The sequence below is a fragment of the Buttiauxella sp. BIGb0552 genome (genome assembly GCF_004366275.1).
GTDB lineage: Bacteria > Pseudomonadota > Gammaproteobacteria > Enterobacterales > Enterobacteriaceae > Buttiauxella > Buttiauxella gaviniae.
Map to the genome: position 1 here is coordinate 13,531 of NZ_SODY01000014.1, position 12,823 is coordinate 26,353.

17 protein-coding genes and 1 pseudogene are annotated in these 12,823 nt (G+C 47.5%); 12 read left to right on the top strand and 6 right to left on the bottom strand.

Going from position 1 to position 12,823, the window contains the following annotated elements; translation table 11 throughout:
• Window positions 1–26 precede the first annotated feature (26 nt).
• The 6 genes and pseudogenes from rpsD (at window position 27) to EDF88_RS24430 (ending at window position 3,314) form a co-directional block, all read left to right on the top strand.
• Window positions 27–647, top strand: coding sequence for a 30S ribosomal protein S4 (rpsD, locus tag EDF88_RS24405; RefSeq protein ID WP_064514247.1), 621 nt, complete (start codon window positions 27–29; stop codon window positions 645–647).
• Between the two features lie 25 nt (window positions 648–672).
• Window positions 673–1,662: a DNA-directed RNA polymerase subunit alpha gene (rpoA, locus tag EDF88_RS24410; RefSeq protein WP_034461761.1), complete on the top strand. Its 990-nt coding sequence runs from the start codon at window positions 673–675 to the stop codon at window positions 1,660–1,662.
• A 40-nt stretch (window positions 1,663–1,702) separates the two neighbouring features.
• Window positions 1,703–2,089 carry a 50S ribosomal protein L17 gene (gene rplQ, locus EDF88_RS24415; protein WP_034461760.1) on the top strand — a complete coding sequence of 129 codons (387 nt, stop codon included), beginning with the start codon at window positions 1,703–1,705 and terminating at the stop codon, window positions 2,087–2,089.
• 110 nt (window positions 2,090–2,199) lie between these two features.
• Window positions 2,200–2,566, top strand: a pseudogene (locus tag EDF88_RS24420) (DnaJ family domain-containing protein).
• Between the two features lie 2 nt (window positions 2,567–2,568).
• Window positions 2,569–2,988: a Zn(2+)-responsive transcriptional regulator gene (zntR, locus tag EDF88_RS24425; RefSeq protein WP_064514245.1), complete on the top strand. Its 420-nt coding sequence runs from the start codon at window positions 2,569–2,571 to the stop codon at window positions 2,986–2,988.
• A gap of 62 nt (window positions 2,989–3,050) precedes the next feature.
• Window positions 3,051–3,314: an alternative ribosome-rescue factor A gene (locus EDF88_RS24430; protein WP_134187852.1), complete on the top strand. Its 264-nt coding sequence runs from the start codon at window positions 3,051–3,053 to the stop codon at window positions 3,312–3,314.
• Here EDF88_RS24430 and mscL read toward each other — a convergent pair.
• The 5 genes from mscL to def form a co-directional block, all read right to left on the bottom strand.
• Entirely contained in the window at window positions 3,268–3,681 is a 414-nt protein-coding gene (gene mscL / locus EDF88_RS24435; RefSeq protein ID WP_064514243.1) for a large-conductance mechanosensitive channel protein MscL, read from the bottom strand. The genes EDF88_RS24430 and mscL overlap by 47 nt on opposite strands.
• 158 nt (window positions 3,682–3,839) lie before the next feature.
• Window positions 3,840–5,216, bottom strand: coding sequence for a Trk system potassium transporter TrkA (gene trkA, locus EDF88_RS24440; protein ID WP_034461757.1), 1,377 nt, complete (start codon window positions 5,214–5,216; stop codon window positions 3,840–3,842).
• A gap of 48 nt (window positions 5,217–5,264) precedes the next feature.
• On the bottom strand, window positions 5,265–6,554 hold the full coding sequence (gene rsmB, locus EDF88_RS24445; RefSeq protein ID WP_134187854.1) for a 16S rRNA (cytosine(967)-C(5))-methyltransferase RsmB: 1,290 nt from the start codon (window positions 6,552–6,554) through the stop codon (window positions 5,265–5,267).
• A 76-nt stretch (window positions 6,555–6,630) separates the two neighbouring features.
• Window positions 6,631–7,578: a methionyl-tRNA formyltransferase gene (gene fmt / locus EDF88_RS24450; protein ID WP_134187856.1), complete on the bottom strand. Its 948-nt coding sequence runs from the start codon at window positions 7,576–7,578 to the stop codon at window positions 6,631–6,633.
• Window positions 7,579–7,599: 21 nt separating this feature from the next.
• Window positions 7,600–8,109 (bottom strand): peptide deformylase, encoded by a 510-nt coding sequence (gene def / locus EDF88_RS24455; RefSeq protein ID WP_134187858.1) that lies wholly within the window; start codon window positions 8,107–8,109, stop codon window positions 7,600–7,602.
• A gap of 128 nt (window positions 8,110–8,237) precedes the next feature.
• Here def and dprA point away from each other — a divergent pair, with 128 nt between their 5' ends.
• The 6 genes from dprA to EDF88_RS24485 are packed head-to-tail and all read left to right on the top strand — an operon-like array spanning window position 8,238 to window position 12,028.
• Window positions 8,238–9,362 (top strand): DNA-protecting protein DprA, encoded by a 1,125-nt coding sequence (gene dprA, locus EDF88_RS24460; protein WP_134187859.1) that lies wholly within the window; start codon window positions 8,238–8,240, stop codon window positions 9,360–9,362.
• Window positions 9,334–9,807 carry a DUF494 family protein Smg gene (smg, locus tag EDF88_RS24465; protein ID WP_064514233.1) on the top strand — a complete coding sequence of 158 codons (474 nt, stop codon included), beginning with the start codon at window positions 9,334–9,336 and terminating at the stop codon, window positions 9,805–9,807. Before dprA ends, smg begins: the two co-directional genes overlap by 29 nt.
• A 24-nt stretch (window positions 9,808–9,831) precedes the next feature.
• Window positions 9,832–10,374 (top strand): topoisomerase DNA-binding C4 zinc finger domain-containing protein, encoded by a 543-nt coding sequence (locus EDF88_RS24470; RefSeq protein WP_064514231.1) that lies wholly within the window; start codon window positions 9,832–9,834, stop codon window positions 10,372–10,374.
• Between the two features lie 5 nt (window positions 10,375–10,379).
• Window positions 10,380–10,952 (top strand): L-threonylcarbamoyladenylate synthase type 1 TsaC, encoded by a 573-nt coding sequence (gene tsaC / locus EDF88_RS24475; RefSeq protein ID WP_243839661.1) that lies wholly within the window; start codon window positions 10,380–10,382, stop codon window positions 10,950–10,952.
• A 3-nt stretch (window positions 10,953–10,955) separates the two neighbouring features.
• Entirely contained in the window at window positions 10,956–11,774 is an 819-nt protein-coding gene (gene aroE, locus EDF88_RS24480; RefSeq protein WP_134187861.1) for a shikimate dehydrogenase, read from the top strand.
• Window positions 11,771–12,028: a DUF1488 domain-containing protein gene (locus EDF88_RS24485; RefSeq protein ID WP_134187863.1), complete on the top strand. Its 258-nt coding sequence runs from the start codon at window positions 11,771–11,773 to the stop codon at window positions 12,026–12,028. The genes aroE and EDF88_RS24485 overlap by 4 nt, the downstream gene beginning before the upstream one ends.
• Here EDF88_RS24485 and EDF88_RS24490 read toward each other — a convergent pair.
• On the bottom strand, window positions 12,004–12,558 hold the full coding sequence (locus tag EDF88_RS24490) for a gamma carbonic anhydrase family protein (RefSeq protein WP_134187865.1): 555 nt from the start codon (window positions 12,556–12,558) through the stop codon (window positions 12,004–12,006). The two genes, EDF88_RS24485 and EDF88_RS24490, sit on opposite strands and share 25 nt — an antisense overlap.
• Window positions 12,559–12,823: the final 265 nt, after the last annotated feature.

A 12,823-nucleotide genomic window follows, 5' to 3' on the forward strand; every position in this document is an offset into this window, starting at 1 on the left:
GTTTTTAGGAATGTTGGAGAAAGAAAATGGCAAGATATTTGGGTCCTAAGCTCAAGCTGAGCCGTCGCGAGGGCACAGACCTGTTCCTGAAGTCTGGTGTTCGCGCGATCGATACCAAGTGTAAAATTGAACAAGCTCCTGGCCAGCACGGTGCGCGTAAACCGCGTCTGTCTGACTATGGTGTGCAGTTGCGTGAAAAGCAAAAAGTTCGCCGCATGTTCGGTGTTCTGGAGCGTCAGTTCCGTAACTACTATAAAGAAGCAGCACGTCTGAAAGGCAACACCGGTGAAAACCTGTTGGTTCTGCTTGAAGGTCGTCTGGACAACGTTGTCTACCGTATGGGCTTTGGCGCTACTCGTGCAGAATCACGTCAGTTAGTTAGCCATAAAGCAGTTATGGTAAATGGTCGCGTTGTTAACATCGCTTCTTATCAGGTAACTCCGAATGACGTAGTTAGCATCCGTGAGAAAGCCAAAAAGCAATCTCGCGTGAAGGCCGCTCTGGAGCTGGCTGAACAGCGTGAAAAGCCAACCTGGCTGGAAGTTGATGCTGCTAAGATGGAAGGTGTGTTCAAGCGTAAGCCTGAGCGTACTGATCTGTCTGCGGACATTAACGAACACCTGATCGTCGAGCTTTACTCCAAGTAAAGCTTAGTACCAAAGAGAGGACACAATGCAGGGTTCTGTGACAGAGTTTCTAAAACCGCGCCTGGTAGATATCGAGCAAGTGAGTTCGACGCACGCCAAGGTGACCCTTGAGCCTTTAGAGCGTGGCTTTGGCCATACTCTTGGTAATGCACTGCGCCGTATTCTGCTCTCATCGATGCCGGGTTGCGCGGTGACAGAGGTTGAGATTGATGGTGTACTACACGAGTACAGCACCAAAGAAGGCGTTCAGGAGGATATCCTGGAAATCCTGCTCAACCTGAAAGGGCTGGCGGTGAGAGTTCAAGGTAAAGATGATGTTATTCTTACTCTGAATAAGTCTGGCATTGGCCCTGTGACTGCAGCCGATATCACCCATGATGGTGATGTCGAAATCGTCAAGCCGCAACATGTGATCTGCCACCTGACTGATGAGAACGCATCTATTAGTATGCGTATCAAAGTTCAGCGCGGTCGCGGTTATGTGCCGGCCTCTGCCCGAATTCATTCGGAAGAAGATGAGCGCCCAATTGGTCGTCTGCTGGTCGACGCCTGCTACAGCCCTGTAGAGCGAATTGCCTACAATGTTGAAGCTGCGCGTGTAGAACAGCGTACTGACTTGGATAAGCTGGTCATCGAAATGGAAACCAACGGTACAATCGATCCTGAAGAGGCGATTCGTCGTGCGGCAACCATTCTGGCTGAACAACTTGAAGCTTTCGTTGACTTACGTGATGTTCGTCAACCAGAAGTTAAAGAAGAGAAACCAGAGTTCGATCCGATCCTGCTGCGCCCTGTTGACGATCTGGAATTGACTGTCCGCTCTGCTAACTGCCTTAAGGCAGAAGCTATCCACTATATCGGTGATCTGGTACAGCGTACCGAAGTTGAGCTGCTCAAAACGCCTAACTTGGGTAAAAAATCTCTTACCGAGATTAAAGACGTGCTGGCTTCCCGTGGTTTGTCTCTGGGCATGCGCCTGGAAAACTGGCCACCGGCAAGCATCGCTGACGAGTAACCGGATCACAGGTTAAGGTTTTACTGAGAAGGATAAGGTCATGCGCCATCGTAAGAGTGGTCGTCAACTGAACCGCAACAGCAGCCATCGCCAGGCTATGTTCCGCAATATGGCAGGTTCACTGGTTCGTCATGAGATCATCAAGACGACTCTGCCTAAAGCGAAAGAGCTGCGTCGCGTAGTTGAGCCGCTGATTACTCTTGCCAAGACTGATAGCGTTGCTAATCGTCGTCTGGCATTCGCCCGTACTCGTGATAACGAGATCGTGGCAAAACTGTTTAACGAACTGGGTCCGCGTTTCGCAGCCCGTACTGGTGGTTACACTCGCATTCTTAAGTGTGGCTTCCGTGCAGGTGACAATGCTCCGATGGCTTACATCGAGCTTGTTGATCGCGCCGAGTCTCAAACAGAAGCTGCTGCAGAGTAATCTGTAGTAACGTGAAAAAACCGGGCTTGCCCGGTTTTTTTATATCTGAAATTCGCCCTCCCGTGCTTTAAAAGCATATCTTTGTTATATCCCCAGTTTTTGCAGAGTTGATTAAGTGGTTATTTGATCAATGGGCAGAACCTCCACAACGCAAAGGTGAGTTTGATTCATTGCCTGGGTCAGGGAAACCTCTCGAACTCGATGATGATTCATATACCCCACTGGAATTGCGGGCGGCTTGGCGTCTAATGAAAAATTCCGGCTGCTTGCCTCCTGAGCTTCAACTGCGTAAGGATGCAATTGAGTTGAATGATTTGCTCAGATCGATAGATCATTGCCATCCAGAATACGTAGCTACCAGTAAGAAATTGCTATTACTTGAGTTCAAACTTCAAACTTCAGAATGCAGGAATGAGTACTGATTTTCTACATGGAGAGTATGCTGATAGATTGCTTCATAAATTTGATGAGGAATGATCATGTTTCGTATTGGAGAGTTGGCCAGACTGGCAGATGTGACACCCGATACCATCCGCTATTATGAAAAGCAGCAAATGATGGATCATGAAGTTAGAACTGAAGGAGGGTTTCGGCTTTATAGTGAAAGTGATTTGCAGCGCCTGAAGTTTATTCGTTATGCAAAGCAGTTAGGTTTTACGCTGGAAACTATCCGTGAACTGCTGTCGATCCGTATCGATCCTGAACATCACACCTGTCAGGAATCAAAAAGCATCGTGCAATCGAGACTCACAGAAGTTGAGTCTAAAATTAAAGAGCTTCAGCACATGCAGCGATCGTTACAGAGATTAAATGATGCATGTTGTGGTACTGCCCACAGCAGCGCATATTGTTCAATCCTTGAAGCGCTGGAGCAGGGGGCTAGCCAGCGAAAAGAATAAATTGTGATTTGTCAGATAGAGGCATAAAATCGTGCCGTTATTTTAATCAATCTGGAGTTTGTATGAGCAAGTATCAACATCAGAAAGGGATCATCAAAGATAATGCCATTGAGGCTTTGCTACACGACCCACTATTTCGTCAAAGAGTTGAGCAGAATAAGAAAGGTAAAGGGAGTTACCAACGTAATACAAAACATGGCAAACGAGGTAACTGGGAGGCCAGTGGCAAACAAGCAAATCGCTTTTTTACCACTGGCCTTCCTTTTTTCACTAACACATTCAGATTCGTTCGTTCTGCTGTTTCAGCAGATCGCGAATTTCGCTGAGTAATACTTCTTCTTTGGTTGGTGCCGGTGGTGCTGCAGGTTCTTCTACTTTCTTACGGTTCAGTTTGTTCATCGCTTTGATCGCAAGGAAAATCGCGAAGGCAACAATCACGAAATCAAAGATATTCTGAATAAATACGCCGTAATGCATCACTACTGCTGGAATATCACCCGCAGCAGGTCTTAATGTTAAGGCGAACTGTTTAAAATCTACGCCGCCAATTAACAAACCAAGTGGCGGCATAATAATATCCGCAACTAGTGATGAAACAATTTTCCCGAATGCGGCCCCAATAATTACACCTACTGCCAAATCCACAACATTTCCGCGCATCGCAAATTCACGGAATTCTTTTAACATGCTCATTTTTCTCTCCTTGTACCGGCTGACGTTAATAAGTCTAACAAATGATGACCCGATTGCCATTACATCAGGAAATAAGAATCCCCGCTAATGCCTTAATATTAAGAGGGTTTATTGGGTAAAGAGAATTACGGGTAGAATGTTTATCTACCCGTTGAAGGTTATAAGAAGAAAGGACTTGGCTGGAATAGACGTTCCACATCGCTCACAAATTTCTTATCTGTCAGGAACATAATTACATGGTCGCCCTGTTCTATACGTAAATTGTCATTGGCGATCATGACATCGTTTCCCCTGACTACAGCACCAATTATCGTACCTGGCGGAAGCTTTATTTCATCAATAGAACGACCCACTACGCGTGAAGTACTTTCATCGCCATGGGCAACCGCTTCGATTGCTTCAGCCACTCCCCGACGTAGAGATGATACCCCTACGATATCGGCTTTACGCACATGGCCCAATAATGCTGAAATGGTGGCTTGCTGTGGTGAAATTGCAATATCAATTACGCTGCCCTGGACCAAATCGACGTAGGCTTTACGTTGGATAAGAACCATGACTTTCTTGGCACCCATACGTTTAGCCAACATAGCGGACATAATATTTGCTTCATCGTCATTGGTAACAGCGATAAACAAATCAACTTGTTCAATATGCTCTTCGGCTAACAGCTCTTGGTCCGATGCATCACCATAGAATACGATGGTGTTTTGCAGCATTTCGGCGAGTTCGGCAGCACGCTGCGGATCGCGTTCGATAAGTTTAACGCTGTAATCTTTTTCAAGACGTTGTGCCAGACCCGCACCAATATTACCGCCACCTACCAGCATAATTCGCTTATATGGTTTTTCGAGGCGCTGTAACTCACTCATTACAGCCCGAATATGTTGAGAGGCGGCAATGAAGAAGACTTCATCTCCCGCTTCAACGATAGTCGAACCTTGCGGGCGAATCGGACGGTCATGACGGAAAATCGCGGCAACGCGTGTCTCGATATGCGGCATATGTTCGCGCATAGTGGATAGTGCATTTCCGACTAACGGGCCACCGTAATAGGCTTTCACAACGGCAAGGCTTACTTTGCCTTCAGCAAAATTAACTACCTGAAGCGCGCCTGGGTATTCAATCAGTCGGTAAATATTGTCGATTACCAGCTGTTCCGGCGCGATAAGGTGATCAATTGGCACTGCTTCGGCATTGAATAAACGCTCGGCATCACGAACGTAATCAGGTGCACGAATTCGCGCGATTCGGTTTGGAGTATTAAAAAGCGAATATGCTACCTGACAGGCAATCATGTTCGTTTCATCAGAACTGGTTACTGCGACCAGCATATCGGCATCATCTGCGCCAGCTTCACGCAAAACGCGCGGATGCGAGCCGTGACCCTGCACAACGCGTAAATCGAACTTATCCTGCAAGCTGCGCAGACGATCCTGATTGGTATCAACAACAGTAATGTCGTTGTTTTCACCTACCAGGTTTTCTGCCAGTGTGCCGCCGACCTGGCCCGCACCGAGAATGATTATTTTCATTTTTTATAGCTTCATTTGAGATGAAACCTAAGACTCAGCAAACCTGAATCAGCTTTTAATTAGCTTAGCGTAAAAGAAGCCATCACCATCTTCCGGAGAAGGGAGATTCTGGATCCCAGGTATTTCTGGTGTACCTGTTTCCACCAGTTTCGCCTCTGGATGCTGCGCCAGGAATGCCGCGACTTGCAGATAGTTTTCTTCCGGCAGGATAGAACATGTAGCGTAAACCAATGTGCCACCCGATTTCAGTTTTGGCCAAATGGCTTCCAGAATTTCTTTTTGTAGTGCAGCTAATTCAGGGATGTCTCTGTCGCGACGCAACCATTTGATATCTGGATGGCGGCGAATAACACCCGTGGCTGAACACGGTGCATCAAGAAGAATGCGATCAAATTGTTGATTAGCACACCACTGCTCAGGGAAACGCCCGTCTCCTGATTTAACCTCTGCACTCATACCCAAACGTTGCAAGTTTTCGTGCACACGCTTCAGGCGCTGTTCATCAATGTCGACAGCCATCACGCGTGCTTTAGGTGCAGCTTCAAGTATATGAGTGGTTTTGCCGCCAGGTGCTGCGCACAAATCGAGGATCGCATCTCCATCTTGGGGATCCAGCAGATCAACACAACCTTGCGCTGAGGCATCCTGAACCGTCACCCAACCGTCTTCAAAACCCGGTAATGCATGAACTGGTGCAGGAGTTTCCAGGCGCACAGCATCGCGATATTGCGGATGAGCATGACCTTCCAGCCCATTTTCTGCTAATAACGCCATCCATTCTTCACGAGTATGGTGTTGGCGATTAACACGCAGCCACATAGGAGGGCGCTGGTTGTTGGCATCGACAATAGATTGCCATTGGCCCGGATAGGCTTTTTTCAGCCGTTGCAGTAACCAGCTCGGGTGTAAGGAACGGCTTTCATGTTTAGCCGCTTCAGCCATCAGCTCTTCTTGTTGACGCTGGAACTGGCGTAATACGCCGTTAATCAAACCCTTAAGTGATTGCTTCTTGATAGCAACTGCGCCTTCAACTGTTTCTGCCAGAGCGGCATGAGCAGGAATGCGGGTGTAAAGCAGCTGATAAAAACCTACCATAATCAGATAGTGGATGGTGCGTTGCTTGCCCGTCATCGGGCGAGACATCAACTTACCAATCAACCATTCCAGCTGAGGCAGAGTGCGTAATACGCCAAAGCAAAGCTCCTGAAGCAGTGCTCTATCTTTATCAGAGACTTTTTGTTGCATAGCAGGCAGGACATTGCTGAGCGATTGACCTTGTTCCACAACTTGTTCAATCGTTTGTGCGGCCATACTGCGAAGATTTAATGTTTTTTTCATACGTACGCTCTGGTTTTTCGGCGCTTAAAAACAAAAATGCCCAGGTGATTGACCTGGGCGCAAAGGATTTCTTTTCTCAGGCGAGAAGTGCACCTGGCTTAAACCATTCACTGCGAGAGTTCAGCAGATCCTGAGCAGTCATCGCTTTCTTTCCTGCTGGTTGAAGGGATTGCAGATTTAAAATCCCGTCGCCGGTTGCCACCTGAATACCCTGTTTATTGGTTTCAATGATGGTTCCAGGTGCTGCGTCAGTGAGTTGATTGATTACTGATGCTTGCCAAATTTTGACGGGTTGGCCGTCAATTTCCAGCCAACTCATTGGCCATGGGTTAAAGGCGCGGATGCAACGCTCGAGTTGTGCAGCAGATAGCGACCAGTCGATACGCGCCTCTTCCTTGCTGAGTTTCTCAGCGTACGTGACCAATTCCTCGCTCTGAACTTCTGGTGTTGCACGCCCTGTAGCCAGTTGGTTTAACGTTTCCAGTAACCCTTGAGGGCCAAGGTTTGCCAGCTTATCGTAAAGCGTTGCGCTGGTATCAGTGGCTTCAATTGGGCAGGAGAGTTTCACCAGCATATCGCCCGTATCCAGGCCCACGTCCATTTGCATAATGGTCACGCCAGTTTCGGCATCACCAGCCCATAACGAACGCTGGATAGGTGCTGCACCACGCCAGCGTGGCAGCAGCGAGCCATGAACATTAATACATCCCAGGCGTGGCATATCCAGAACCGCTTTTGGCAGAATTAAACCATAAGCTACAACCACCATGACATCGGCGTTCAAACTAGAAACCAGTTCCTGATTTTCGGCCGGACGCAAAGAAGCTGGTTGAAATACAGGGATATCCCTTTCAGTCGCCAGTACTTTAACTGGGCTTGGCATTAACTTTTTGCCACGCCCAGCAGGCCTGTCGGGTTGTGTGAATACGCCAACTACCTGGTGCTGAGAAGACAACAGCGCGTCAAGATGACGCGCTGCGAAGTCAGGAGTGCCAGCGAAAATAATACGCAGTGAATCAGACACATTATTCCCTTGTGTGATGGATTAGGCGCTCTTATTCAGACGAGCCATTTTTTCCAGTTTCTGACGAATACGCTGACGCTTCAACGGCGAAAGGTAATCAACGAAGAGTTTACCAACCAGGTGATCCATCTCGTGTTGAATACAAATGGCAAGCAGGCCATCCGCTTCCAGTTCGTATGGCTTACCTTCACGGTCCAGAGCGCGGATTTTGACTCTTTCCGCTCGCGGAACAAGAGCACGTTGTTCTGGAATGGACAGGCAACCCTCTTCGATACCAGTATTGCCGCTTTTCTCCAGCAACTCAGGGTTAATCAAAACCAGGCGTTCGTCGCGGTTTTCAGAAACATCAATCACAATGATACGTTGATGGATATCCACCTGTGTTGCTGCAAGGCCAATACCTTCCTCTGCGTACATTGTCTCGAACATATCATCGACAATCCGCTGAATCTCAGCATTCACCTCTTTGACCGGAGCCGCCACAGTGCGAAGGCGCTCGTCCGGAAAATGTAATACCTGCAAAACTGACATAAATATCCAGAGCTGTGTTCAATTGATAGAAAGATTATTACCTCTATTCTAGACATTTCCCCGCCTGATTGACAGCATCAGTGACCAATCGCAAGGATTGCTTTTATAGCTTATGGCAGGAGGAAGATATGCCACCAAAGGAGATATGGCTACGCTTGATGGCTGTTCAAAGTCTCAGTGGAGATAAGCTATTAAAAATTGCCCATTTCTTACTAAACGAGCCGGAATGCACGGTCACTCATCTATCAAACTCTGGCTTATCTACCCTGCAGATTTCATATTTTCTGGAATTTAGTGAAAAAGAGCTGGAAGCTTCACTTTGCTGGCTTGAGCAACCCCGTCACCATCTTCTTACTGCCGATAGTGCCAATTATCCCGAGCAGTTGCGGGCAATAGATTGCTACCCGGCAGCGCTATTTGTTGCAGGTGATATTGAGCTTCTTGCCAGTAACCAATTAGCCGTAGTCGGTAATCGTAACCTTTCTCTTTATGGCGAACGGTGGTGCCGAATGTTTTGTGAGCCATTAGCTACTGCGGGATTAACGATAACGAGTGGTTTGGCTTTAGGTATTGATGCTGTAGCGCATCGCGCAGCATTAAACGTACATGGAAAAACAGTAGCTGTTTTAGGAAACGGGCTGGCAAATCTTTACCCTAAACGCCATAAACAATTGGGTGAGCAGATTATTGCTGAGGGTGGTGCCATTATCTCTGAGTTTCCACTGAATACCACGCCATATCCGGGTAATTTTCCACGCAGAAATCGAATTATCAGTGGCTTGAGTCGGGCTGTTTTTGTCGTGGAGGCAAGTGAGCGCAGCGGCTCTTTGGTGACTGCACGATATGCTCTTGAACAAGGGCGGGAGCTTTTTGCATTACCGGGAGCAATTGGCAGCCCAGGGAGTGAAGGCCCCCACTTGCTCATCAAGCAAGGCGCTACTTTAGTCAGTCATCCCTCAGACATACTTGAGCATCTGGAAAATGAACTGCAATGGCTTCCCTCTATCCCCAAGGCCTTAATATATTCACACAATGAAGGGGATCGAACATTGCCATTTCCTGAGCTGTTGGCTAACGTAGGAGATGAGGTTACACCTGTTGACGTCGTCGCTGAACGTGCCGGCCAACCTGTGCCAGTTACGGTAGCCCAGCTACTCGAACTGGAGTTAGCAGGATGGATCGCAGCTGTACCCGGCGGCTATGTCCGATTGAGGAGGGCATGCCATGTTCGACGTACTAATGTACTTATTTGAAACCTACATCCACAACGAAGTGGAAATGCGAGTTGATCAAGATAAATTGACGCGTGATCTCGCCGATGCTGGTTTTGATCACGAAGACATTTATAACGCTCTTGTATGGCTTGAAAAGTTGGCGGACTATCAGGAAGGTCTGACTGAACCCATGCAACTAGCTGCTGATCCACTTTCTATGCGTATGTATACCGCAGAGGAATGCCAGCGACTTGATGCAACTTGTCGGGGGTTTTTACTATTTCTGGAACAGATTCAGGTGCTGAACCTCGAAACCCGTGAAATGGTCATTGAACGAGTATTAGCGTTAGACACCGCTGAGTTCGAACTGGAAGACTTAAAGTGGGTGGTGCTAATGGTACTGTTCAACATTCCGGGGTGCGAAAATGCATATCAGCAAATGGAAGAATTACTCTTCGAAGTAAATGAAGGTATGCTGCATTAAATTAAAGCCGCGGCATGAGATGTTATGACCAAATCAGCACTGTTCACTGTGCCTAAAAATGAACCCTGTCCCCAATGTGGGGCAGGGTTAGTCATTCGTTCTGGTAAACACGGCCCTTTTCTTGGCTGTTCTCATTACCCGGAATGTGATTATGTTCGCCCGCTAAAAAGCCTGGCTGATGGCCATGTGGTTAAAGTACTTGAAGGTCAACACTGTCCTGTATGCCAGGAAAATCTGGTATTACGCCAGGGGCGTTTCGGCATGTTCATTGGTTGTAGCAATTATCCAGCTTGTGATCACACCGAAGTTATCGACAAACCCGATGAAACTGCAATCAATTGCCCGCAATGCCAGAAAGGTAAATTAGTCCAAAGACGTTCTCGATTTGGTAAAACCTTTTGGTCATGCGATAGCTATCCGACCTGTCAATTCGTCATTAATAGCAAACCGGTGGCAGGCGAATGCCCTGCGTGTCACTATCCGTTAATCATCGAAAAGAAAACGGCACAGGGATTGAAACAATTCTGTGCCAGCAAACAATGTGGAAAGCCGGTAACGGTGGAATAAAGCTTGTGAAGACAAACCTGCAAACAGAGCAACTCCAAGAGATCGTTGCCGCCCTAAAACAACAACAAGTGATCGCATATCCAACCGAAGCTGTGTTTGGCGTCGGTTGTGATCCTGACAGTGAGCTGGCAGTTACGCGTTTACTAGAGTTAAAACATCGTCCCGTAGATAAAGGCCTTATCCTGATAGCTGCGAGTTTCGAGCAACTTGTTCCTTATATAGATAGCTCCGTGCTTTCGCAAATGCAGCGAGAAACCGTATTCTCTTGTTGGCCAGGACCTGTGACTTTTGTTTTCCCTGCTCTTCCTTCAACGCCGCGCTGGCTAACGGGTCGATTTGATTCCTTAGCCGTGAGGGTCACTGATCATCCATTGGTTCGTGATTTATGCCTGGTTTTTGGAAAACCTTTGGTTTCTACCAGTGCCAATTTATCTGGTTTGCCACCTTGTCGTACGGTTGATGAAGTCTTGGCTCAATTTGGTGACGGCTTCCCGGTTCTGCGTGGCGATACCGGAGGCAGGTTGAATCCATCTGAAATTCGTGATGCTTTGACCGGCGAACTTTTCCGCCAGGGGTAATTAATGAACACCTTTGCCGTTTTTGGTAACCCAATTCAGCACAGCAAATCACCGCAAATTCATCAGATGTTTGCTGAGCAGTTAAAAATAGAGCATCCATATGGCTGTGTGCTGGCACCTGTAGATGCTTTTATTGAAACTCTTGAGCAATTTTTCCAGGCAGGCGGTAAAGGCGCCAATATTACGGTTCCTTTTAAAGAGCAAGCATTCGCCCGTGCTGATCAACTGTCAGAGCGCGCAGCATTAGCCGGTGCGGTTAATACGCTTAAGCGCCTGGACGATGGGCGCCTGCTCGGCGATAACACCGATGGGATTGGTCTTTTAACCGATCTGGAGCGTTTATCGTTGATCAAACCAGGTCGGCGTATTTTGTTGTTGGGAGCGGGTGGCGCGGCTCGGGGAGTTTTACTACCTCTGCTTTCGCTTGATTGTTCTGTGACGATAACCAACCGTACATTTTCTCGAGCCATGGATCTCGCACTACTATTTAGCCACACTGGCAGTGTTCAGGCGTTAGAGCAGTCTGAGCTGGAGGGGCATGAGTTCGATCTTATTATTAATGCCACCTCTAGCGGAATTGCTGGTGACATTCCTGCTATTCCAGCATCGTTGCTTTCGCGCAATGTTCAGTGCTACGACATGTTCTACCAAAAGGGCGAAACCCCTTTCTTACACTGGTGCAAAAAACACGGTGTTCAAAACTATGCTGATGGTTTAGGAATGCTGGTGGGTCAGGCTGCACATGCCTTTTTCCTGTGGCACGGTGTGTTACCAGAAGTCGCGCCAGTAATAGAGAAGCTAAAGCAGGAAATGTCGCAGTGAACCAGTCGATCCTGTTTCCCGATCGTGAGCAATGGGACGATCAACTTCTGGCGGTCTGCTTTCCTGCATTAGTAAATGGCTTTCAGGTGATGTGCAGTATTACCGGGGAAACTATCGCCAGCCGTTATGGTGGCGATAATAAAGAATCATGGCTTGAGCTCTTTCGTCTTAATCGTTGGGATTTGGAAGACGAAGCGGAGGCGTTAATTGAAGCTGATGAACATGACAATCAAGGCTGCGTCTGGCTTTCCTGAGCAAAGTACTCATCTTTCCAGCGAACGTAGTTATTGGCTGAGTATTTTAAGCCTTCCAGTTCTTCAGCCGTAAGAGGGCGGATCTGCTTCACTGGGCTACCCAGATAAAGGAAGCCGCTCTCAAGACGTTTATTTTGCGGCACCAAACTTCCTGCCCCGATCATTACATCGTCTTCTATTACTACACCATCCAGTAAAATCGACCCCATTCCTACGAGCACGCGGTTACCGATCGTGCAGCCGTGCAGCATGACCTTATGTCCCACAGTCACATCTTCACCGATATTAAGTGGATTGCCTTCCGGGTTATAGGAAGACTTATGCGTTACATGCAACACACTCCCATCCTGAATATTGCTACGAGCACCAATAGCCACATAGTTAACGTCACCACGGATAGCAACTAGTGGCCAAATACTCACATCATCGGCAATTCGCACATCACCAATCACAACACTTGAGCTATCAAGCATCACTCTTTGGCCAACTTCAGGATAGGTTTTTTGAAAAGGACGTAATACTGCAGACATAAATACCTCTGAAAGTTCTCTTCGTAGATAGACTGTGGCTGCTTTCTTAACCGATGGCAAGGAGGTAAAGCATCAAAAACAAGGCGAATTGGACATGATCGCAGCGAAAAGGGCGAAAACTAATCAGTCGGAAGAAAAGATCGAAAAAAGGGTTGTGCTATAAAAAGAGATCCCTATAATGCGCCTCCATCGACACGGAACATGTGAACAACATCACAGAGTAACGGCGGCGATGAGAGTCAAATATCCTGAAATTAAGGGTTGA